Genomic DNA, 21,465 nt, shown 5'->3' with positions numbered 1-21,465 from the left:
TTCAGGCGTGGGTGGGCAGGCCGAGCGCACGCAGCGTGCGTGCGACGGCGTCGACGACGGCGTCGATGTCGTGCAGCGCGAGCGCGCCGATGCAGCCGACGCGGAAGGTCTCGATGCGTGTCAGCTTGCCCGGGTAGAGGATGAAACCGCGCTCGCGCACGCCGCGGTAGAAGGCGCCGAAGTCCCAGGCCGGGTGCGCCGGCGCGTGGAAGGTGACGATCACCGGCGACTGCAGCTCGGGCCGCAGCAGCGGCGCCAGGCCGAGCGTGGCCATGCCCTGCACCAGCCGGTCGCGGTTCGCGGCGTAACGTGCGCCGCGTGCGGCGACACCGCCTTCTTCCTGGAACTGGCGCAGCGCCTCGTCGAGCGCGGCGACGACGTGAGTCGGCGGCGTGAAGCGCCACTGCGTCGTGCGCTGCAGGTACTGCCACTGGTCGTGCAGGTCCAGCGCCAGCGAGTGGCTGCGGCCGGCGCAAGCCTCGAGCGCCTCGCGCCGCACGATGGCGAAACCCATGCCGGGCACCCCTTCCAGGCACTTGCCGGAGGCCGCGACGACGGCGTCGAAGGGCGTCGTGCGCGCGTCGATCTCGACCGCGCCGAAGGAGCTCATCGCGTCGACGATCAGCCGGCGCCCACGGGCCGCGACGACGGCGGCGATGTCGGCCAGCGGGTTCAGGATGCCGGTGCCGGTCTCGCAGTGCACGACGGCGACGTGGCTGATCGCCGGGTCGGCGGCGAGTGCGGCGTCTATCGCCGCCGGGTCCATCGCCGCGTCCTCGGCGAGCGCGAGTTCGACCGCCTGCCGGCCCATCGTCGCCAGGATCTTCAGGATGCGGGCGCAATAGGCGCCGTGATTCGGCACCAGCACCTTGCCGCCCGGCGGCAGCAGGGTGCCCAGCGCGGCCTCGACGGCGAAGCTGCCGCTGCCCTGCAGCGGCACGCAGACGTGGCTGCCGTCGCCGTGCACGACCTCGACCAGCTGGCGGCAGACCTCGGCGGTGACGGCGTTGAAGCCTGCGTCCCACGAGCCCCAGTCGTGCAGCATCGCCTGCTTGGTGCGCAGCGAGGTGGACAGCGGGCCGGGGGTCAGCAGCAGCGGGTCTCGGTCGATCAGGGGCATCGTGGGCTTTCGCAGGTCAGCGCGAGGCCAGGCGCCAGGCCTGGCGGCGGCGCAGCAGGCGCTCGGCGAGCACATGCAGGCCGCTGTAGGCCGCGGTCGTCGCGACCACCAGGGTCGCCATCGCCGCGGTCGGCCCGAGGTCGCCGGCCTCGTCGAGGTTGAGAATGGATACCGACGCCGGCAGCGTGTCCGGCGAATACAGGAACACCAGCGCCGAGACCGTCGTCATCGCGTTGATGAACAGGTAGCGCGCGATCTCCATCACCGCCGGCAGGCACACCGGCAGCGTCACGCGGCGCAGGGTCTGCAGCGGCGAGACCTTGAGCGATGCCGACACCGCTTCGAACTCGCGGTCCAGGCTCTTCAGCGCGGTCAGCGCCGTCAGGTGGCAGGCGCTGTAGTAGTGCACCACGGTCACCGCGACCAGCAGCGCGAAGCTCTTGTAGAGCCAGCCCAGCGGGTTGTCGGGGTGGTTGAAGAACAGGATGCAGCCTATGCCCAGCACCAGCCCGGGCACGCCCATCGGCAGCGAAGCCAGCGCCTGCACCACGGCGGCCAGGCGCGTGTCGCGCGCGGCGGTCTTGTCGATCAGCCAGGCGGTGACGAAGACGAAGGGCGTGCCCAGCAGCGCCGTCGCCGCGGCCAGCCGCAGGCTGTTGAACCAGGCGCTGCCGACACCGGCCTCGGCCAGGCCGTAGGTGTAGTGGCGCAGCGTCGGCTCCAGGTTGTAGGGCCAGAAGCTGATGAACGAGGACCACAGCGCCATGCCCAGCACCGCGACCAGCGCGCCGCCGACGAGCACGACGAAGAGCAGCAGCGCGCCGTCGCGGCGCCGGTCGGCGCGCGCGCTGTAAGGCACGGCACGCGCCGTCAGGCTGGCCTGCTGGCGGCGCTGCACCTGGCGGTCGACCGTGAAAGCCAGCAGCACCGGCGCCAGCAGCAGCAGGGCGACGACCGCGCCGCGGCCGAAGTTGTGCAGGCCGACGGCCTGGACGTAGATCTCGACCGCCAGCACCGGGAAGTTGCCGCCGACGACCTTGGGAATGCCGAACTCGCTGACCGAGTAGGCGAAGACGACGAGCGCGGCGCTGACCAGGCCGTAACGCGCCGCCGGCAGCGTGACGGTGCAGAACCGCCGCCAGCGCGAGGCGCCCAGCGCGTCGGCGGCTTCGTACAGGCGTGCGTCGGCGTGTGCGAGCGCGACGACCAGGATCATCAGCGCGTGCGGGAAGGCGGCGAAGACGGTCGCCAGCACGATGCCCGGCGCGCCGTAGATCGTGCCGCCGGCCAGCCAGCTCTTGAGCACGCCCTGGGTGCCGAACCACTGGATGATGCCGATCGCACCGACCAGCGAGGGCCCGAGCAGCGGCGCGAGGCCGAGCACGCGCCACAGCGGTTTCAGCGGCAGCGTGCTGCGCTGGATGGCGTAGGCGTAGACGAAGGCCAGCGGCACCGTGATCGCCGTCACCAGCAGCGCGATCCACAGCGTGTTCCAGGCGGCGGTGGCGACACCCGGTGTCGCCGCGAACTCGCGGAAACGCTGCAGGCTCCAGTGGCCGCTCTCGTCGACCAGGCTCTGGCCCAGCAGCGCCGCCAGCGGCGCCAGCAGGAAGAGCGCTAGCAGCAGCGTGGCGCCCAGCAGCAGCAGCTTGGCGCCGGTGCCGGCGCCCAGGCGCGGCCGCGGCGGGGCGGCGGCCAGCGGGGTCGCCGCGACGCTCACGCCGCCTCCGGCATCGGCAGCAGGCGTTCGGCGGGAATGGCGATGCGCAGCGTCGCGCCCGGCGCCAGCGTGCGTGCGCCCAGGTAGTTGGCCGAGAACTGCGCCACCAGCGGCGGCGCGCCTTCGGGCTCCAGCGTCACCAGCGACACCGGGCCCAGGAACTCGCAGTGCTGCACACGCGACCAGAAGCTGTTCTCGGCCGTGTCCAGCGTGTCGAGCAGGCGGATGTCCTCGGGCCGCACGCTGAAGCGGTAGCGCTGCCCGGGCTGCAGCAGCGCGTCGCTGCGCAGCGTGCTGCCGGCAAACAGCAGGCGGCCGTCGTCGTCGGCGGTGGCTTCGACCAGGTTGCTGCGGCCGATGAAGTCGGCGACGAAAGCGTTGTGCGGCTGGCGGTAGATCTGCTCGGGCGTGCCGATCTGCTGCAGCCGCCCGGCGCGCATCACGACGACGCGGTCGGCCATCGCCAGCGCTTCTTCCTGGTCGTGCGTGACCATCAGCGTCGTCACGCCCAGGCGCTGCTGCAGCGCGCGGATCTCGCCGCGCAGGCGCACCCGTTCGATCGCGTCCAGCGCCGACAGCGGCTCGTCCAGCAGCAGCAGGTCGGGCCGCGTCGCCAGCGCACGTGCCAGCGCGACACGCTGCTGCTGGCCGCCGGAGAGCTGCGCCGGGTATTTGTGTTCGATGCCGGGCAGGCCGACCAGCTGCAGCATCTCGGCCACACGCGCCTGCACCGCGGCGCGTGCGGCGCGGCCGGTGCCCAGCCCGTAGCCGACGTTGGCGGCGACGTCCAGGTTGGGGAAGAGGGCGTAGGACTGGAAGACGATGCCGTAGTCGCGTGCGGCCGGCGGCAGCGCCGAGACGTCGCGCCCGGCGTGCACGATGCGGCCCTGGTCCTGGCGCTCCAGGCCGGCGATGAGGCGCAGCAGCGTCGTCTTGCCGCAGCCCGAAGGCCCCAGCAGGACGACGAACTCGCCGCGTTCGACTGCCAGGTCCACGCCCTCGAGCGCGACGAAGCGGCCGAAACGTTTGCCCAGCGCGTGGACTTCCAGGTGGGCCATCGCCGCGGGGCTCTTACTTCTTCGGCTCGGACTTGGCGGCGTAGCGCTTCTGCCACTCGGCGAGGATGGTGTCGCGGTTCTTCGCCATCCAGCTGAAGTCGTTCTTCACCAGGCGCTGCTCGTAGTCGGTCGGCACGTACTTCAGCCGCGTGCTGATGCCGGGGATCGCGGTGATCGCGAAGTTCTTCGCGTACAGCTCGTTGGCTTCACGCGTGCTCGCCCAGTCGGCCAGCTTCTGGGCCGCGTCCAGCCGCGGCGTGCCCTTGACGATCGCGATCGCCTCCAGGTCCCAGCCCAGGCCTTCCTTGGGGAAGATGACGTCGATCGGCGCGCCCTTGCTGCGCACCGCGTTGGCGCGGTATTCGAAGGAGATGCCGACCGGGAACTCGCCGTTGCCGGCGAGCACGCAGGGCTTGGAGCCCGAGTGCGTGTAGACGGCGACGTTGTCGTGCAGCTTGTCCATGAACTGCCAGCCGCCCTGTTCGCCGAAGATCTGCAGCCAGGCGCTGACGTCGAGGAACCCGGTGCCCGAGGAGTTCGGGTTGGGCATCACGACCTTGCCCTTGAACTCGGGCTTGAGCAGGTCCTTCCAGCTCTCGATGCGCGGCAGGCCCAGCTTCTGGGCCTCGGCGACGTTGTAGCAGATGGCCGCGCCCCAGACGTCCATGCCGACCCAGGCGGGCGCGGCACCGGCGGCGCGGAACCGCGGCTGGATCGCCTTCAGGTTGGCCGGCGCATACGGCTGCAGCATGCCCTCGCGGTCGAACACGACCATGCTCGACGCCGCCACGCCCATCACGACGTCGGCCACCGGCTTGGCCTTCTCGGCCAGCAGCTTGGCGGTGACGATGCCGGTGGAGTCGCGCGTCCACTTGATCTCGATGTCGGGGTAGGACTTGTTGAAGGACTCCTGGTAGGCCTTCAGCTGGTCGATCTCGAGCGCGGTGTAGACGTTGAGCACCGTCTTCTCGGCGTGGGCCGGCAGCGCGGCGGCCAGCGCGAGCAGCGCGGCCAGGGTCGGGGCGAGGGGCAGATGCGTCATCGGGCTGACTCCGTGGGATGGCAGAAACCGGGTTGGCGGCAAGCGCCGTGGCCGGCGCAAGAGACAGCCGCTGACCATATGCAGGCTTGGTGTCGGTTTGTTGACAATCGACAGCCGACAATCTGCTGTTGACGAAAGCGCGGGCGGCTTCCTACGATGCGCGCCCGTCTCCCTCGTCGCCGCCCGCCGATGTCCATGCCGTCCGCCCTCGCCAGCCGCGAAGCCGCGCTCGCCCTGATGCAGAGCACCTCGCTCGCGCGCCTGGCCGCCGAGGCCGTCGAGGCGCTGATCCTGTCCGGCGAACTGGGCCCCGGCGCGCGCCTGAACGAAGCGCTGCTGGCGCAGCGCCTGGGCGTGTCGCGCGGGCCGCTGCGCGAGGCGCTGCGCCTGCTCGAAGAAGGCGGCCTGGTGCGCCAGGAGAAGAACCGCGGCGCTTTCGTGCGCGAGATCCCGCTGGCCGAAGCCGCCGAGCTCTACGAACTGCGCGCCGGCCTGGACGCCGCCGCCGGCCGCCTGCTGGCCACGCGCATCGGTGCCGAGCAACTGGCCGAACTGCGCGCGCTGACCGCGGCGATGCGTTCGGTCGGCGAGGCCGAGGTCGACCGCTTCCACGAGTTGAACCTCGCGTTCCACGAGCGCCTGGTCGTGCTCGCCGGCAACGCCGCGCTGCTCGAGACCTACCGCCGCACCACGCGGCTCTTGGCGCTGTTCCGGCGCCGCAACCTGCTGGCGCCGCGGGCGATCCCGCACTTCGCCGAGGAGCACGCGGCCATCGTCGAACACCTGGCCGCGGGCGACGCCGCCGGCTGCGCCGAGGCGCTGTTCCGCCACGCCGAGGGCGGGCGCGCGCGCATGCTGGCCGACGGCGAGCTGGCGGCACGATGACGGCGCCGCCGGTCGACCGCAGCGAAGGCGACGTCAACCACGGCGCACGCCGCCGCGCCTGGGCGGCGGCGCAGGACGAGGCGACGCGTGCGCTGCTGGCCGAGGACGCCCGCTGGTTCTTCCACCAGGCGCTGTCGACACCCTGCCTGAACGCGCTCGAGGCGGCCGAGGGCGCCTGGCTCACCGACCTGTCCGGCCGGCGTTTCCTCGACCTGCACGGCAACAGCGTGCACCAGCTCGGCCACGGCCACCCGCGTGTGCTGCAGGCGCTGCAGCAGCAGATGCAGCAGCTGGCTTTCAGCCCGCGGCGCTACACCAACCGGCCGGCGGTCGAACTCGCGCGCCGCCTGTGCGAGGCGGCGCCGATCGAGCAGGCCAAGCTGCTGTTCGCGCCCGGCGGCACCAGTGCCGTCGGCATGGCGATCAAGCTCGCCCGGCTGGCCACCGGGCGCTTCAAGACGGTGTCGATGTGGGACGCCTTCCACGGCGCCTCGCTCGACGCGATCTCGCTCGGCGGCGAGGCGGCGTTCCGGCGCGGCATCGGCCCGCTGCTGCCGGGCACCGAACACGTGCCGCCCTACGAACCGCGCGACTGCAGCTTCGGCTGCGGCGGCCGCTGCGCGCTGCGCTGCGCCGACCACGTGGAGTACGTGCTGCGCAAGGAAGGCGACGTCGCCGCGGTCGTCGTCGAGACCGTGCGTTCGACCGACGTCCAGGTGCCGCCGCCCGACTACTACCGCCGGCTGCGCGCCGCCTGCGACCGCCACGGCGCGCTGCTGATCGTCGACGAGATCCCGATCGCGCTCGGCCGCACCGGGCGGATGTTCGCGATCGAGCACTACGGCGTCGAGCCCGACATGATCGTCGTCGGCAAAGGCCTGGGCGGCGGCGTGATGCCGCTGGCGGCGCTGATCGCACACGCGCGGCTGGACATCGCCGGCCAGGTCTCGCTGGGCCACTACACACACGAGAAGAACCCGCTGGCCTGCGCCGCCGGGCTGGCGGTGCTGGACGTGATCGCCGAGGACGGGCTGCTGGAACGCAGCCGGCGCCTGGGCGAGCAGGCGCTGGCGCGGCTGCGGCCGGCCTGCGCCGCGCTGCCCTGGGTGGCCGAGGTGCGGGGCATCGGCGCGCTGATCGGCATCGAGCTGCAGGACGCCGGCGGCGTGGCCGCGGCCGAACGTGCCGAGGCGCTGCTCTACCGCTGCCTGGCCCAGGGCCTGTCGTTCAAGATCGGCCAGGGCTCGGTGCTGGTGCTGGCACCGCCGCTGACTGTCGCCGAGGCCGACTGGCTGCAGGCGCTGGACCTGCTCGCCGCCGCGCTGGCCGACGAGCCGCGTTAAGCTCGTCGGCCCATCCGGCCGTCCGACGCATGAACTCCACACTCCCGTCCCTGCTTGCCGAACAAGGCCTCGTCATCCTCGACGGCGCGCTCGCCACCGAACTGGAAAGCCGCGGCGCCGACCTGAAGGACCCGCTGTGGTCGGCGCGGCTGCTGATCGAGCGCCCCGAACTGATCCGCGAGGTCCATCTCGACTACTTCCGCGCCGGCGCCGACGTCGCGACCACGGCCAGCTACCAGGCCAGCTTCGAAGGTTTTGCGCGCCGCGGCATCGGCTTCGACGAAGCGGCGGCGCTGATGCGGTTGTCGGTGCAGCTGGCTGCCGAGGCGCGCGACGCCTTCTGGGCCGAGCCGGCGAACCGCGTCGGGCGCCACCGGCCGCTGGTGGCGGCTTCGGTCGGGCCTTATGGCGCGATGCTGGCCGACGGCAGCGAGTACCGCGGTTATCCCGGCGTCACGCGCGCCCAGCTCGCCGCCTTCCACCGCCCGCGGCTGGAGGTGCTGGCCGCCAGCGGCGCCGACCTGCTGGCCTGCGAGACCCTGCCCGGGCTGGACGAAGCGCTGGCGATCGCCTCGCTGCTGCCGGCGCTGGCGCTGCCGGCCTGGATCAGCTTTTCCTGCCGCGACGGCGAACACGTCAGCCAGGGCGAACGGTTCGCCGACTGCGTCGCCGCGCTCGACGGCCTGCCGGGCGTCGCCGCGGTCGGGCTGAACTGCACCGCGCCGCAGCACGTGCCGGCGCTGGTGGCGGCGGCGCAGGCGCGCACGCGGCTGCCCATCGTCGTCTACCCGAACTCGGGCGAGCAGTGGGACGGCGTTGCCAAGTGCTGGCATGGCGTGCGCGACGCCGAGGACTTCGCCGCCCAGGCCCTGCGCTGGCAGCGCGGCGGTGCGCGCCTGATCGGCGGATGCTGCCGCACGGGGCCCGGGGAAATCCGGGCGCTGCGCGCCGCGGTGCTGGCGGCGGGCTGAGCCTAGGCCAGGCGGTCGGCCAGGTTCAGCAGCACCACGCCCAGCAGCACCGCGGCCAGCCCGGCGAGCTTGACGGCGCTGACCGACTCGCCGAGGAAGACGATGCCGATCAGCGCGATCACCGCCAGGCCGGCACCGCTCCAGATCGCGTAGACGATGCCGACCTCCATCGTCTTCAGCACCTGACCCAGCAGCCAGAACGACAGGCCGTAACCGACGACGACCACCGCCGACGGTGCCAGCCGCGTGAAGCCGGCGGACAGCTTGAGCGCGGTCGTCGCCGCGAGTTCGGCGCCGATGGCGCCGGCCAGCATCATCCAGGCGTTCATCGGCCGGCTCCGGGGGGCGGGACGGCGGGCAGGGCGGTGTTCATCGTGGCGGGTCTGGTGGTGGCGGACGGCCCGGATTGTCGCGGCCGGGCGCGCGCGGCCCCACGCGACAATGCGGCGCATGCTGCCCCGTCCTCTTGTCCTGCTGCTGTGGCGCGCGCTGGCGCTGGCCAGCCTGGTGCTGGCCGCCATCGGTGTCGTGCTGCCGGGGCTGCCGACGGTGCCTTTCCTGCTGGTCGCGGCCTGGGCCGGCGGCCACGGCTGGCCGGCGCTGGAGCGCTGGCTGCTCGCGCACCCGCGCTACGGCCCGGGCATCCGGCGCTGGCGCGAAGGCGGCGTGATCCCGCGCCGGGCCAAGTGGGCGGCGACGCTGATGATGACGGCGAGTGCGCTCGTCATCGTGTTCGCGACGCCGATGCCGATCTGGTCCAAGGTGCTGGTGCCCGGGACGATGGCCATCGTCGCGCTGTGGATGTGGGGCCGGCCCGAGCTCTGAAACGCGCCGGGCACGGCCGGGGCCGGCGCTGGCCGGCCCCTGCGGGAGCAATCAGCGCTGCTGGCTGCCGCCGCCCTGGTTCTGGCCACCCTGGTTCTGGCCCGGGGGCTGCTTCTGGCCGGGGTTCTGCCCGCCTTGCTGCGAACCGCGGTTCTGTTCCTGGTCCTGCTGACGGTCGCGCTCCGGCGCCGGGTTGCCCTGGCCGCCTTGTTGACCGCCTTGCTGTCCACCTTGTTGCTGGGCCATCTGGATCTCCTTCAGCCTGCCGCCGGCGGGATGCCGGGCGTGCCCGAAGGAGCCGGCAAACGCCGTTCCTCCGTGCGCCTTCAGCTGCGGCCGCGGCCGGGCACGTGCGAAGCGTGGTGCGCCAGCCGGCCTTCGGTGCTCCAGACCTCGCCGCCGTAGGCGGGTTCGATGCGCACGATGCGCACCGGCTGGCCGAGCGCGACGTGCGCCGCCGCCGCGATCACGGCGACGAGCTGCTCGTCTTCGTCGGGGGCCTGTGCCGGCGCCGCGCTGGGCGCGGCTGCTGCTGCCGGCTTCTCGAAGCGGCGCGCGATGCGGCTGATCAGCGGGAAACCGGCGAGCACGAAGCCGATGCCGGAAATGATGACGAAACTGCCGACGAAGTCGATGACGCTGAGGATCAGCGCGCCCTGGACTGTGTCGGGAATGATCGCGGCCATCGTGTGTTCCCCCTTCAGCCCGCGCCCAGCAGCGCCAGCAGGATGCCGCCCGAGATCGCGGTGCCGAAGACGCCGGCGAGGTTGGGCCCCATCGCGTGGTAGATCAGGAAGTTCTTCGGGTTCTCCTGGTTCGCGACGATGTGCGAGACGCGCGCTGCGATCGGCACCGAAGCGATGCCGGCCGAGCCGATCAGCGGGTTGATCTTGTCCTTCAGGAACAGGTTCATCACCTTGGCGGTGATGACGCCCGAGGCGGTGCCGAAGACGAAGGCCACCAGCCCCAGCAGCACGATCAGCAGCGTGTTCCAGTTCAGGAACTTGTCGGCCGCCATCGTCGAGCCGATGGCCACCGTCAGCACCAGCACGATGACGTTCATCAGCCCGCCGGCGGCGGTCTTGGCCAGGCGCTCGGTGACGCCGCACTCCTTGAGCAGGTTGCCCAGCATCAGCATCGTGATCAGCGGCGCCACCGGCGGGAAGAACAGGTTGACGACGACGGCGATGACGATGGGGAAGGCGATCTTCTCGGCCTTGCCCACGGTGCGCAGCTGCTTCATCGTGATCTGGCGTTCGGCCTTGGTCGTCAGCAGCCGCATCACCGGCGGCTGGATCAGCGGCATCAGCGCCATGTACGAGTACGCCGCCACCGAGATCGGCCCCAGCAGGTGCGGCGCCAGCTTCATCGTCACGAAGATCGCCATCGGCCCGTCGGCGCCGCCGATGATGCCGATCGCGCCGGCTTCGGCGAGCGTGAAGCCGCAGAGCTTGGCCAGGATCAGCGCGACGAAGATGCCCAGGTGCGCGCCGGCGCCCAGGATCACGAGGCGCGGGTTGGCGATCATCGGCCCGAAGTCGGTCATCGCGCCGACGCCCAGGAAGATCAGCGGCGGGATGATCAGCTTGGCCACGCCCTCGTAGGCGTAGTGGAACAGCCCGCCTTCCTTGACGACGTAGAGCAGGGCGCTGATCGCCTGGCCGCCTGGCACGTCGTCGGGCGGCCCGGGAACGTTGGCGACGATGCACGAGAAGCCGATGCCGACCAGCAGCAGCGGCTCGTAGTGTTTGGCGATCGCCAGATAGACCATCGTCGCGCCGACGATGATCATCACGACGTTGCCCCAGCTCAGGTGCACCGCACCCGTCTGCGCCAGCAGCGCCTGGAAGAAGGGGCCGAGTTGCTCAAACACGGCGCAGCCCTCCGGCGGTGGGGCGGGGCGTGGGGGTGTTCATCGCGGCGCGCCGTCAGCCGATGGCCAGCAGCGGCTGGCCGGTCTCGACGACCTGGCCGGCGCGCACGTCCAGGCGCAGCACCTTGCCGGCACGCGGCGCGGTGATCTGCGTGTTCATCTTCATCGCTTCCAGCACCGCCAGCTTCTCGCCTTCGGCGACCTGCTGGCCGACGCTGACCAGCACCTGCTGCACCGTGCCGCCCAGCGGCGCGACGACGTCGCCCTGGGCCACGGCGACGGCCGCCGGCGGCGGCGCCGAGGCCACCGCCGGGGCGGCCGTGCCGAGCGCGACGCCGGGCAGCGGCAGTGCCGGCGACGCCACCGCGTCGAGTTCCTCGACCGTCACGACGTAGGCCTTGCCGTCGACGGTGATGCGCAGTTTTCGTTCCATGGGACGTTCTCCGACGGCGTCTTAGAGCGGCACGTTGCCGTGCTTCTTCGCGGGCCGCAGCTCGCGCTTGTTGAGGATCTTGCGCAGCGACAGCGCCAGCTGCGCGCGCGTTTCCGACGGCGCGATGACGTCGGTGATGTAGCCGCGTGCGGCCGACAGATAGGGCGAGGCGAACTCGGCGCGGTAGCCGGCGATCAGCTCGGCGGCGCGCGCGGCGCGGTCCTCGGCCTCGCCGAGTTCCTTGCGGTACAGCAGGTTGACCGCGCCCTGCGCGCCCATCACCGCGATCTCGGCGTTGGGCCAGGCGTAGACGACGTCGGCGCCCATTTCCTGGCTGCACATCGCCAGATACGAGCCGCCGTAGGCCTTGCGCAGGATCACGGTCAGCTTGGGCGTCGTGCACGAGGCGTAGGCGAACAGCAGCTTGGCGCCGTGGCGGATGATGCCGCCGCGCTCCTGCTCGACGCCGGGCAGGAAGCCGGGCACGTCGACCAGGGTCACGACGGGCACGTTGAAGGCGTTGCAGAAGCGGATGAAACGCGCCGCCTTGTCCGAGGCGTTGATGTCCAGCGCGCCGGCCATCTCGGCCGGCTGGTTGGCGACCAGGCCGATGACCATGCCTTGCAGGCGCGCGAAGCCGACGACGATGTTGCGCGCCCAGGAGGCATGCACCTCGAGCAGCTCGCCGCCGTCGACGAGGCGGGCGATGACCTGGCGCACGTCCATCGGCTCGGCCGGGTCCTCGGGCACGAGCGCGTTCATGCCCTCGTCGGCGGCCAGCACCAGCTCGGGGTTGAGCCGGTGCGGCGGGTCCATCGTGTTGTTCGGCGGCAGGTAGGACAGCAGCTTGGCCGCCAGCGCCACCGCCTGCGTGTCGTCCTCGGCGATGAAGTGCACGTTGCCGCTGACGCTGGCGTGCATCTCGGCGCTGCCGACCTCGTCCATCGTCGTCGAGCGCCCGGTCACCGCCTTGATGACCTCGGGCCCGGTGATGAACATGTGCGCGTTGCGGCGCGTCATGATGATGAAGTCGTTGAGCGCCGGCGAGTACGCGGCGCCGCCGGCGCAGGGGCCGAGCACGAGTGCGATCTGCGGCACGACGCCCGAGGCGAGCACGTTGTGATAGAAAACCTCGCCGTAGCCCGACAGCGCGTCCACCGCCTCCTGGATGCGCGCGCCGCCCGAGTCCTGCATCGAGACGATGGGCACGCCGTTCTTCAGCGCGAACTGCATCAGCGCGACGATCTTGCTGGCGTGCGCCTTGCCCAGCGTGCCGGCGTTGACCGTGAAGTCCTGGCTGTAGGCCGCGACCAGACCGGCGCCGACGTAGCCGGTGCCGGTGATGACGCCGTCGGCCGGGAAGTCCTTGTCCTGCAGCCCGAAATGGTGCGCGTTGTGGCGCACGTGCATCCCGGTCTCCTGGAAGGTGCCGGGCTGGAACAGGTGCTCCAGGCGTTCACGCGCGCCGAGCAGGCCTTTTTCGTGGCGTGCCGCGAGCTTGTCGGCGCCGCCGCCCGCGATCACGGTACGCCTGCGGCGCTCGAGTTCCTCGAGCATCCGGGGTGGGATTGTCATGGGCGTCCTCCGAAACGTCGCCGCTGCCGGCCGGGGTACGGCCATGCATTCCGCATGCCGGCATGATGACCCGGTAAGCGGAAGCGGGGCGATCATCGTATGGGCGCCTCGCCGGACGCAATGGGGGCACGCCCGCGCTGTTGACGACGATCAATCGAGCTGCGATCCGCGCCTCGGTCGCCGGCCCCGCCGGCAGGGCCGCGCGGCGCCGGCGCCGGCCTCGCGCCGCCTCGGTGCAGCCGCGCCGGCGGCGCTGCGCTTTACGCGCTCCCGGTCGCCTCGGCCACCGTCTATGAACGGCGTTTCATCATCTCGGGGAATGATTTAGTCCCCCGCTCCGCTGCCGATGACTCCGATGTATAGCCGGCCCGCATGGGCCCCCATCGTTGTAAGGAGCCCCCTCATGAAGAACACCCGTCCCTCGCGTCGTCTCGTGCTCGCCTGTGTCGCCCTGCTCACCATGTTCTCGGGCATGGCTTCGGCTGCCGATCTGCCCGCCGACGTGCAGGCCAAGGTCGAGCGCGCGAAGAAGCGCCTGGTCGAGATGGCTGCCGATCCCGCCGTCGTCGCCGCGGTGCGCGAGGCCAACGGCCGCGACAACGGCGGCATGAACAACGGCAAATGGGTGGACCTGCCCGACACCGACCCGGCGGTCAAGGCCATGCTGTCGAGCAAGGTCAGCCTGCAGATCGGCAAGTGGGAACAGGCCGACCCGAGCATCAACAAGATCCTGCTGCGCGACCAGAAGGGCAACATCGTCGCCGGCAGCACCAAGCCGCTGATCTACAACAACGCCGCGCGTCCGGTGTTCGCCAACCCGATCAAGGGCCAGGTCTGGTCGGCCGGCGAGATCAAGCCCGACACCACCACCCAGATTCCCAGCGTGCACGTCGCCGCTCCCGTGATGGACGCCGGCAAGCCCATCGGCGTGCTGCAGGCGGGCGTGACCGCGAACTGATCCAGTCGTCGCACACGCCCGTTACGCCTGCGCCGATGCGCGCACGCGGCCGGCGCATCGGTTCTTCCAAGGGAGTGGTGATGTTCAAGAACATGTTGGTCGGGGCCCGACTGGCCCTGGGTTTCGCGACCGTGCTGGGCCTGATGGTGGTCATGAGCGCGATCTCGCTGACCCGGCTGTCGGCGATCAAGGCCGACCTCGCGGCGGTCACCGGCGAGGCGCCCGAGCGCCTGGCCGGCAACCTGCGCGACCTCGCGCGTTACCAGGGCGTGGCGATCCGCGACGTCGTGATGCAGGACGACATCGCCTTCAAGAAGAAGGAGATCGATCTGATGCGCAAGGCGCGTGCGGACTACGACCGCACCGCGCAGTCGCTGGCCGAACTGCTCGTCTCCGAGCCCGAGATCAAGGCCGCGTTCGACAAGGCCCAGCTGGCGATGGTCGCGACCAAGGAGCCGGCGGAAAAAGCCGTCGAGCGTTCGATGTCCGACGACCACGCCGGCGCCGCCGAGGTCGTGCGCTCCGAGCTGCGACCGGCGCAGCTGGCGCACATCGAGGCATTGGGCAAGGTGGTCGACGCGATCAAGGAGTCCTCGCGCCTGCGCAACGAAGCCGCCGACCAGGCCTACCAGCGCTCGGTCGGGCTGATCGTCGCGCTCGCGGCCGTCGCCCTGGTGCTGGGCAGCGTCGTCGCCTGGCGCATCCGGCGCAGCATCACGCGGCCGCTGGAGCAGGCGGTGGAGGTGGCGCAGGCCGTGGCCGCAGGCGACCTGACGCGGCGCATCGACGTCCAGTCCAACGACGAGGTCGGCCGCGTGCTGCATGCGCTGGGCACGGTCAACGTCAACCTGAGCCGCACGATGAACCAGGTGCGGCTGGCGGCCGAGACGCTGCAGACGGCGTCCAACGAGATCGCCACCGGCACCGTCGACCTGAGCCAGCGCACCGAGCAGCAGGCCTCCAGCCTGCAGCAGACCGCGGCCTCGATGGAGCAGCTGAACTCCACCGTGCGCAACAACACCGACACCGCGCGTGCGGCGGCACAGATGGCCGGCTCGGCCAGCGCCGCAGCGGCGCGCGGCGGCGAGGTCGTGAGCGAGGTCGTGACCACGATGAACGAGATCACCGCGAGTTCGCGGCGCATCGCCGACATCATCGGCGTCATCGACGGCATCGCGTTCCAGACCAACATCCTGGCGCTGAACGCCGCCGTCGAAGCGGCGCGCGCGGGCGAGCAGGGCCGCGGATTCGCGGTCGTCGCCGGCGAGGTGCGGCTGCTGGCGCAGCGCAGCGCCGAGGCGGCGCGCGAGATCAAGACCCTGATCGGCGCCAGCGTCGAGAAGGTCGAAGCCGGTTCGCGCCTGGTCGGCGACGCCGGCGCGACGATGACCGACATCGTCTCCCAGGTGCAGCGTGTGTCGCAGCTGATCAGCGAGATCAGCCAGGCCACGGTCGAGCAGACCAGCGGCATCGGCCAGGTGAACCAGGCCGTGACGCAGCTCGACCAGGTCACGCAGCAGAACGCGGCGCTGGTCGAGCAGACCACGGCCGCGATCGAGAGCCTGAAGCACCAGGCTCAGACGCTGGTCGACGCCGTGCGCGTCTTCCGCGTCGAAGCGACGGCCTGAGCCGCCGCGGTTTCCCACGCTAGCGAACCGACCCGGCCCGGTGCCGGGCCGGCGTTCGCCTGCCCGTCAGACGCGGCCGCTTGAGCTGCGCAACACAACAGGAACATGCCATGAAGATCTTCATGATCGGTACCCAGCGTTCGGGCTCCAACCTGCTGCGCCTGATGCTGAACCAGGCGCCGGCGATCGCCGCGCCGCACCCGCCGCACATCCTCGAACGTTTCGCGCCGCTGCTGCCGCTGTACGGCAGCCTGGCTGACGATGCCGCCTTCGACTGCCTCGTCGACGACGTGCTGCGCCTGGTCGAGGCCAACCCGGTGCCGTGGCCGGTGGCCTTCGACCGCAGCGACATCCGTCGCCGCTGCCACGAGCGCAGCCTGGTCGCCGTTTTCGGCGCGGTGATGGACCGCATGGCCGAAGCCGGCGCCAAGCCGGACTGGGTGTGCAAGTCGCTCGCCAACGTGCACTTCCTGCCCGAGATCGAGCGCTGCTTCGGCGCCGACGCGCGCTACCTCTATCTCTATCGCGACGGCCGCGACGTCTGCCTGTCGTTCATGAAGGCCGTCGTCGGCGAGAAGACCGCCTACCACGTGGCGCGCCAGTGGCACGCCGAGCAGCAGCTGGCGCTGGCCTGCGGACAGCGTGTGCCGGCGGCGCAATACCTGGCGCTGTCCTACGAGGAGCTGACGCAGGCGCCCGAGCCCGCGCTGCGCCGCCTGTGCGCCTGGCTGGGCACCGAGTTCCACCCGGCGATGCTGGACTTCCACGCCTCGGACGAAGCCGGCCGCACCGCCTCGTCGGGCAAGATGTGGGAGAACGTGCGCAAGCCGGTGATGGCCGGCAACAGCCGCAAGTGGCTCGAGGGCCTGTCGCAGGACCAGATCATCGACTTCGAGTCGGTCGCCGGCGAGTCGCTCGCCGCACTCGGCTACGAGCTCGAGTTCGTCGGCAAGAGTTGCGAGGCGCGGCGCTACGATGCGCAGGCCGTGGCCGCGCTCGACGCCGAGAACCGGCGCCTGAAGGGCGTGGCACGGCAGGAGCTCTCGCCGGCCGACGCCGCGGCCCGCAAGCCGCAGGAGGACCTGCTGGCCGAGATCCGCAGCCGCGCCGTCACCGCCTGAAGATGCACCGTTCCCTGACCAGCCCGGCACCGCCGCCGGGCTACAGCGCCCTGCGCCTGTTCACCGACTGCGTCGTGCTCGGCTTCACCGCCTGGGGCGGCTTCATGGCGCTGCTGGCGCAGGCCCAGGAGCGCTTCGTGCGCAAGCGCGGCTGGGTCGTCGAGAAGGACTTCCTGGACCTGATCGCGCTGGTGACGATGCTGCCCGGCCCGCAGGCGGTCAACGCGCTCGCGGTGATGGGCCACCGGCTGGGCGGCTGGGCCGGTTTCACGGCCGCGCTCGCCGGCATCGTGCTGCCCAGCTTCTTCATCATCCTGGGCCTGTGGTGGGGCTACGCCGCGCTCGCCGGGCATCCGGCGCTGCTGCGCGCGGTGATCGTCGGCGTGCTGCCGCCGCTGGCGATGATCCTGGCGCAGACCGCCTGGAACCAGTCCAAGAAGGCGGCACCGGCGCCGCGCGACAAGGCGCTGGCCGTCGTTGCCGCGGCGGCCTTGCTGCTGCTGCCGTTCTGGTCGGCGCCTATCCTGGTGCTGGCCGCCGGCGGCCTCGTCGCCCGGCTGTTCTGGCCCGCGCCGCCGCCCGCCGCGGCGCCGACCAGCCCGCCGATGCGCCCGGCGCAGGTGCTGCTGTGCCTGGTGCCGGCGGGTTTCGCCGTGTTCCAGATCGTGCCGGCGCTGCTGCCCGACGCGGTGGTGGCGCGGCTGGCGCTGGCCTTTGCCGGCATCAGCACGACGCTGTTCGGCGGCGCGCTGGTGATGGTGCCGCTGCTCGAGGGCCTGATCGTCGAGCACCTGGGCTGGCTCAGCCACGCCGGCTTCACCGCCGGGCTGGCCGCGAGCCAGCTGACGCCGGGGCCCATCGTCGGCATCGCCACCTTCACCGGCATGGAGATCGCCGGTTTCGCCGGCGCGCTGGCGGCGACGGTGGGTGTCTATACGCCGACCGCGGTGATCGCCGTCGGCGCCAGCGGCGCCGCCGACCGGCTGAAGGGCCTGCGCTGGTTCCAGCACGCGATGCTGGGCGTGCGCTGCGCCGTCGTCGGCCTGATCGCCGGCGCGGCCGTCACGCTGTGGCTGAAGCTGCCGCTGACCGCCCAGCCGCTGTCCTGCGCCGCGCTGACGCTGGCAGCAGCACTGCTGGTGTTCAGGCTGAAGCAGCCGCCCTACGTCACGATCCCGGCCGGCGTGCTGCTGGCCTGGCTGCTGATGCGCGCCTGAATCAGCGTGGCGCGACCAGCGGCCAGCCGCGGCGCGCCCACTCGCTCATGCCGCCGGCGACGTAGCGCACATTGCTCCAGCCGCGCTCGCGCAGCGCCTGGGCCGTCGCACGCGAGCGGTTCTGGGTGTTGCAGACCAGCAGCACCGGCTGCTTCGGGTCCTTCGGGATCTCGGCCAGGCGCTGGCCGATCTGGCTCATCGGCAGCAGCCGCATGCCCGGGGCGACGCCGCGTGCGTGTTCGTCGGGCTCGCGGATGTCGATGACCACGGCCCGGCCGCTGGCGAGCGCGTCGCGTGCCGCTTCCAGCGGCAGCGCCTCGTCGCCGGCTGCCCGCGCGCTGCCGGCGAACGCGCCGGACGCGAGTGCCAGGCTCAGGAGCAGGCGGCGGCGGGAGACGGCCGGGGTGTGGGCAGGCTGCATGGTGGCACGGGCTCCTGGATGGGGGCGTGCGCCAGTGTACCTCCGGGGGTACCTGGGAGGGCCGGGTGCCGCCGCCGGCAACCACGATTGCGCTGCGGCGTGAAGAGCTGCCGACTGCTTCGCTCACGAATTCAGTCAAAACCCCATGCGACACGGTCCATGGGGCAGAATCAGTCCATGGCTGATACCCCTGCCCCTATCCGTGAGGGCGGCGGCGCCCACGACGCGTCACCTTCCGCCGACGTTCGCGAGACGGTCGTCTCGCTCTACCAGAAGCCGCGCAAGATCTACGCGCGTGCCGTCGCCGGGCGTTTCGCCAGCTGGCGCTGGGCGCTGGTCTGGCTGACGCAGATCGTCTTCTACGGCCTGCCCTGGCTGCAGTGGAATGAACGCCAGGCGGTGCTGTTCGACCTGGGCGCGCGGCGCTTCTACGTCTTCGGGCTGGTGCTGTATCCGCAGGACCTGATCTACCTGTCGGCGCTGCTGATGATCTCGGCCTACGCGCTGTTCCTGTTCACCGCGGTGGCGGGGCGGCTGTGGTGCGGCTACGCCTGCCCGCAGACGGTCTACACCGAGATCTTCATGTGGTTCGAGAAGATCACCGAGGGCGACCGCGCGCAGCGCATGCGCCTGGACGCGGCGCCGCTCGGTGCCGCCAAGCTCGGGCGCAAGGCGGCCAAGCAGGTGTTGTGGATCGGCTTCGCGCTCTGGACCGGGGTCACCTTCGCCGGCTACTTCACGCCGATGGGCGAACTGCTCGCGGGCATCGCCAGCGCCTCGCTCGGGCCCTGGCAGACCTTCTGGGTGCTGTTCTACGGCTTCGCCACCTGGGGCAACGCCGGCTACATGCGCGAGCAGGTCTGCAAATACATGTGCCCGTACGCGCGCTTCCAGAGCGCGATGTTCGACAAGGACACGCTGATCATCAGCTACGACCCGCAGCGCGGCGAGCCGCGCGGCAAGCGTTCGAAGAAGGTCGACCCGATGCAGGCCGGGCTGGGCTCCTGCGTCGACTGCGGCGTCTGCGTGCAGGTCTGCCCGACCGGCATCGACATCCGCAACGGGCTGCAGTACGAGTGCATCGGCTGCGCCGCCTGCATCGACGCCTGCGACGACATCATGGACAAGATGCACTACCCGCGCGGCCTGATCCGCTACGCGACGCAGAACGGCATGGCGCAGCACCACACCAGCGCGCAGATCTGGCGCCGCGTGTTCCGGCCGCGGGTGCTGGTCTACACCGCCATCCTCTGCATCATCCTGGGCGCCTTCGCCACCAGCGTCGCGCTGCGCAACCCCTTCCGCGTCGACGTCGTGCGCGACCGCGCCTCGCTCGCGCGCATCGTCGAGCAGGGCGCGATCGAGAACGTCTACCGGCTGCAGATCATGAACAACGCCGAGCAGTCCGAGCGTTACCGCGTCGCGGTCGACGGCCTGCCCGGCGTGCTGATCGAGAACCCGGCCGAGGTCGAACTCGGCCCGGCCGAGGCCCACTGGGTGACGCTGAACGTGCAGCTGCCGTTCGAGTCCGCCCAGCAGGCCGGCGCCGGCGTGCACCCGATCCGTTTCCGCATCGAGCGCCTGCCGGGTGCCGGCGCCGAAACGCCGATCACGATCGACGAAAAATCTACCTTCGTCGTGCCGCGCTAGGAGTCTGCGCGGCAGAAGCCGCCCAGACTCCTAGCTGCCGCTTAACGCACGGCTCCCCCGAGCCCCCTCCACGAGGGTGCTCCAGCGTGTCGGACCGCACCCTCCAGCCTCCCTCCGCGAGGGAGGCTCCAGCCAGTCTGACGATGGCTACAGCGCGCTTCATCCGGCGTTCGTCTGCTCGCGGCTGAAACGCCGGCCCCCGGCAAGCTCTGCCTAAAAGTCAACGCGCAGGCCGGTCGACAGCGCGCGGCCGGCCAGCGGTGTCAGCCCGCGCACGGTCTCGATCGCGGTCGCGTTGTAGGCCAGGCGGTCGGTCGCGTTGTCCAGCTTCAGGTACCAGAGCGCGTCCTGGCCGGCGATCGAGAAGTGGCGCGTGGCCGCCAGGTTGAGCAGCGTATAGCCGGCGGTGGCGCTGTCGCCCTCGGGCACGCGGTCCTGGCGTCCGGCGTGCCGGACCTCGGTGCGCAGAGTCCAGTCACCGCGTGCCGCCGCCAGCGCCAGCGTCGCGCGCCAGGGCGCGATGCGCGGCAGCGCTTCGCCGGTCGTGCGGTTGGTGGCGCGCGTGAAGTCGGCGCTGGCGCTCGGCGTCCAGCGCCAGCCGGCGGCGTCGAACACGTGTTCGGCCTCGAACTCGAAGCCGTGCAGCTGCGCCCGCACCGAGTCGAAGCGGTACAGCGGCACCGCGTCGTCGCCGCTGGCGACGTTGCCGTCCTCGTCGACCGAGACATTGGCGCTGTCCAGCGAGATGAAGCGCGAGAAGCGGGTCGCGAACACGCCGGCGCGCGCCTTGGACGCGCCCGACTTCCACTGCAGCGCCAGGTCGACGCTGGTGCCGCGTTCGGCCTTCAGCGTCGGGTCGCCCTGCTCATAGGCGCCGGTGGCCGCGTGCACGCCGTCGGCGTAGAGCTCGAAGTAGGTCGGCGCGCGTTCGGTCGCCGCCAGGTTGGCGCTGACGCTCCAGGCCGGCGCCAGCGGCATCACGCTGCCGAGCGAGAAGCTGCCGAGCGTGAAGCGGCGCGAGACGGCGGCGCCGAAGCGGTCGCCGCCGTCGGAGTCGACGTCGGCGCGTTCGATGCGGGCGCCGGCCGAGACGATGCCCGGGCCCAGGTCCATCTCCTCGAGCGCGAACAACCCCAGGCGGCGCGTCGTCGTGTCGGGCACGAAAGCTTCCTCGCCCAGCGCCGAGAAGTCGAAGTTCTCGGCCTGCACGCCGACGACGCCGCGCAGCGGGCCGAGCGCGTGGTGCCGGGCCTCGAGCCGCAGTTCGCCGCCGCGGCTGGAGAACACGGTGCCGACTTCGCTGCCTTCCATCTCGCGGTGTTCGTAGTCGGCGCCGCGCAGCTGCAGCTTGAGTTCGGCGAAGGCGCCGCCGGCCGGGCGCCACTCGCCTTCGGCACGCACCTGGTTGCGGCGCATCAGGATCGTGACGTCGGGCTCGGCGACGGTGCCGTAGTCGCTGTCGTAGTGGTCGACGGCCAGGCCGAAACGGCCGCCTTCGAAGAAATAGGACGCGCCGCCTGGGGTTGTTCGCGCTCGAGGAGATGGACCTGGGCCCGGGCATCGTCTCGGCCGGCGCCCGCATCGAACGCGCCGACGTCGACTCCGACGGCGGCGACCGCTTCGGC

At 71.4% G+C, this 21,465-nt stretch carries 21 protein-coding genes; 9 read left to right on the top strand and 12 right to left on the bottom strand.

Features of this window, described 5'->3' with window-relative positions:
- Window position 1 precedes the first annotated feature (1 nt).
- From CKO43_RS17700 to CKO43_RS17685, 4 genes are read right to left on the bottom strand one after another with little or no spacing between them, the layout of a single operon-like run.
- Entirely contained in the window at window positions 2-1,120 is a 1,119-nt protein-coding gene (locus CKO43_RS17700) for a 2-aminoethylphosphonate--pyruvate transaminase (protein WP_200379402.1), read from the bottom strand.
- A 16-nt stretch (window positions 1,121-1,136) separates the two neighbouring features.
- Window positions 1,137-2,840: a putative 2-aminoethylphosphonate ABC transporter permease subunit gene (locus CKO43_RS17695; protein WP_346728282.1), complete on the bottom strand. Its 1,704-nt coding sequence runs from the start codon at window positions 2,838-2,840 to the stop codon at window positions 1,137-1,139.
- The gene (locus tag CKO43_RS17690) at window positions 2,837-3,898 is read right to left on the bottom strand and encodes a putative 2-aminoethylphosphonate ABC transporter ATP-binding protein (RefSeq protein ID WP_200227675.1); all 1,062 of its coding nucleotides are present in this window, start codon (window positions 3,896-3,898) and stop codon (window positions 2,837-2,839) included. Before CKO43_RS17690 ends, CKO43_RS17695 begins: the two co-directional genes overlap by 4 nt.
- 13 nt (window positions 3,899-3,911) lie before the next feature.
- Window positions 3,912-4,940, bottom strand: a complete 1,029-nt coding sequence (locus CKO43_RS17685) for a putative 2-aminoethylphosphonate ABC transporter substrate-binding protein (protein ID WP_200379401.1) — start codon at window positions 4,938-4,940, stop codon at window positions 3,912-3,914.
- A 189-nt stretch (window positions 4,941-5,129) separates the two neighbouring features.
- Here CKO43_RS17685 and CKO43_RS17680 point away from each other — a divergent pair, with 189 nt between their 5' ends.
- From CKO43_RS17680 to mmuM, 3 genes are read left to right on the top strand one after another with little or no spacing between them, the layout of a single operon-like run.
- Window positions 5,130-5,825 carry an FCD domain-containing protein gene (locus tag CKO43_RS17680; RefSeq protein WP_200379400.1) on the top strand — a complete coding sequence of 232 codons (696 nt, stop codon included), beginning with the start codon at window positions 5,130-5,132 and terminating at the stop codon, window positions 5,823-5,825.
- Window positions 5,822-7,168, top strand: coding sequence for an aspartate aminotransferase family protein (locus CKO43_RS17675; RefSeq protein ID WP_200379399.1), 1,347 nt, complete (start codon window positions 5,822-5,824; stop codon window positions 7,166-7,168). Before CKO43_RS17680 ends, CKO43_RS17675 begins: the two co-directional genes overlap by 4 nt.
- Window positions 7,169-7,197: 29 nt before the next feature.
- Window positions 7,198-8,139: a homocysteine S-methyltransferase gene (mmuM, locus tag CKO43_RS17670; RefSeq protein WP_200379398.1), complete on the top strand. Its 942-nt coding sequence runs from the start codon at window positions 7,198-7,200 to the stop codon at window positions 8,137-8,139.
- A 2-nt stretch (window positions 8,140-8,141) separates the two neighbouring features.
- Here the strand turns inward: mmuM and CKO43_RS17665 are convergent, their stop codons facing one another.
- Window positions 8,142-8,468: a DMT family transporter gene (locus tag CKO43_RS17665; protein ID WP_200227668.1), complete on the bottom strand. Its 327-nt coding sequence runs from the start codon at window positions 8,466-8,468 to the stop codon at window positions 8,142-8,144.
- 121 nt (window positions 8,469-8,589) lie between these two features.
- Between CKO43_RS17665 and CKO43_RS17660 the strand changes: the two genes are divergently transcribed.
- Window positions 8,590-8,964, top strand: a complete 375-nt coding sequence (locus CKO43_RS17660; RefSeq protein WP_200379397.1) for a YbaN family protein — start codon at window positions 8,590-8,592, stop codon at window positions 8,962-8,964.
- 51 nt (window positions 8,965-9,015) lie between these two features.
- Here CKO43_RS17660 and CKO43_RS17655 read toward each other — a convergent pair whose 3' ends face one another.
- From CKO43_RS17655 to CKO43_RS17635, 5 genes are all read right to left on the bottom strand, one after another.
- The gene (locus tag CKO43_RS17655) at window positions 9,016-9,210 is read right to left on the bottom strand and encodes a hypothetical protein (protein WP_200227664.1); all 195 of its coding nucleotides are present in this window, start codon (window positions 9,208-9,210) and stop codon (window positions 9,016-9,018) included.
- Between the two features lie 80 nt (window positions 9,211-9,290).
- Window positions 9,291-9,650, bottom strand: a complete 360-nt coding sequence (locus CKO43_RS17650) for an OadG family transporter subunit (protein WP_200379396.1) — start codon at window positions 9,648-9,650, stop codon at window positions 9,291-9,293.
- A 14-nt stretch (window positions 9,651-9,664) separates the two neighbouring features.
- Entirely contained in the window at window positions 9,665-10,837 is a 1,173-nt protein-coding gene (locus CKO43_RS17645; RefSeq protein WP_200227660.1) for a sodium ion-translocating decarboxylase subunit beta, read from the bottom strand.
- Window positions 10,838-10,892: 55 nt separating this feature from the next.
- Window positions 10,893-11,270, bottom strand: coding sequence for a biotin/lipoyl-containing protein (locus tag CKO43_RS17640; RefSeq protein WP_200227658.1), 378 nt, complete (start codon window positions 11,268-11,270; stop codon window positions 10,893-10,895).
- A 21-nt stretch (window positions 11,271-11,291) separates the two neighbouring features.
- Entirely contained in the window at window positions 11,292-12,845 is a 1,554-nt protein-coding gene (locus CKO43_RS17635) for an acyl-CoA carboxylase subunit beta (RefSeq protein ID WP_200227656.1), read from the bottom strand.
- A gap of 403 nt (window positions 12,846-13,248) precedes the next feature.
- Between CKO43_RS17635 and CKO43_RS17630 the strand changes: the two genes are divergently transcribed.
- From CKO43_RS17630 to chrA, 4 genes are all read left to right on the top strand, one after another.
- The gene (locus CKO43_RS17630; RefSeq protein WP_200379395.1) at window positions 13,249-13,803 is read left to right on the top strand and encodes a cache domain-containing protein; all 555 of its coding nucleotides are present in this window, start codon (window positions 13,249-13,251) and stop codon (window positions 13,801-13,803) included.
- A gap of 80 nt (window positions 13,804-13,883) precedes the next feature.
- The gene (locus CKO43_RS26230; RefSeq protein ID WP_200227652.1) at window positions 13,884-15,431 is read left to right on the top strand and encodes a methyl-accepting chemotaxis protein; all 1,548 of its coding nucleotides are present in this window, start codon (window positions 13,884-13,886) and stop codon (window positions 15,429-15,431) included.
- A 110-nt stretch (window positions 15,432-15,541) separates the two neighbouring features.
- Window positions 15,542-16,552 carry a sulfotransferase family protein gene (locus tag CKO43_RS17620; protein ID WP_200379394.1) on the top strand — a complete coding sequence of 337 codons (1,011 nt, stop codon included), beginning with the start codon at window positions 15,542-15,544 and terminating at the stop codon, window positions 16,550-16,552.
- A gap of 2 nt (window positions 16,553-16,554) precedes the next feature.
- Window positions 16,555-17,769, top strand: coding sequence for a chromate efflux transporter (gene chrA, locus CKO43_RS17615; protein WP_200379393.1), 1,215 nt, complete (start codon window positions 16,555-16,557; stop codon window positions 17,767-17,769).
- Between the two features lies 1 nt (window position 17,770).
- Here chrA and CKO43_RS17610 read toward each other — a convergent pair whose 3' ends face one another.
- Window positions 17,771-18,190 (bottom strand): rhodanese-like domain-containing protein, encoded by a 420-nt coding sequence (locus CKO43_RS17610; protein ID WP_200227646.1) that lies wholly within the window; start codon window positions 18,188-18,190, stop codon window positions 17,771-17,773.
- 177 nt (window positions 18,191-18,367) lie between these two features.
- Between CKO43_RS17610 and ccoG the strand changes: the two genes are divergently transcribed.
- A complete protein-coding gene (gene ccoG / locus CKO43_RS17605) occupies window positions 18,368-19,840 on the top strand; it encodes a cytochrome c oxidase accessory protein CcoG (protein WP_200379392.1) in 1,473 nt (490 codons plus the stop codon).
- Between the two features lie 213 nt (window positions 19,841-20,053).
- On the opposite strand, the gene CKO43_RS17600 is transcribed toward ccoG, so the two are convergent.
- A complete protein-coding gene (locus CKO43_RS17600; protein WP_242481224.1) occupies window positions 20,054-21,256 on the bottom strand; it encodes a TonB-dependent receptor in 1,203 nt (400 codons plus the stop codon).
- Window positions 21,257-21,465 lie beyond the last annotated feature (209 nt).

The organism is Rubrivivax gelatinosus (genome assembly GCF_016583785.1).
Lineage (GTDB): Bacteria > Pseudomonadota > Gammaproteobacteria > Burkholderiales > Burkholderiaceae_C > Rubrivivax > Rubrivivax gelatinosus_B.
The sequence above is the reverse complement of the archived record's forward strand: the minus strand, read 5'-3'. Positions and strand labels throughout refer to the sequence as shown.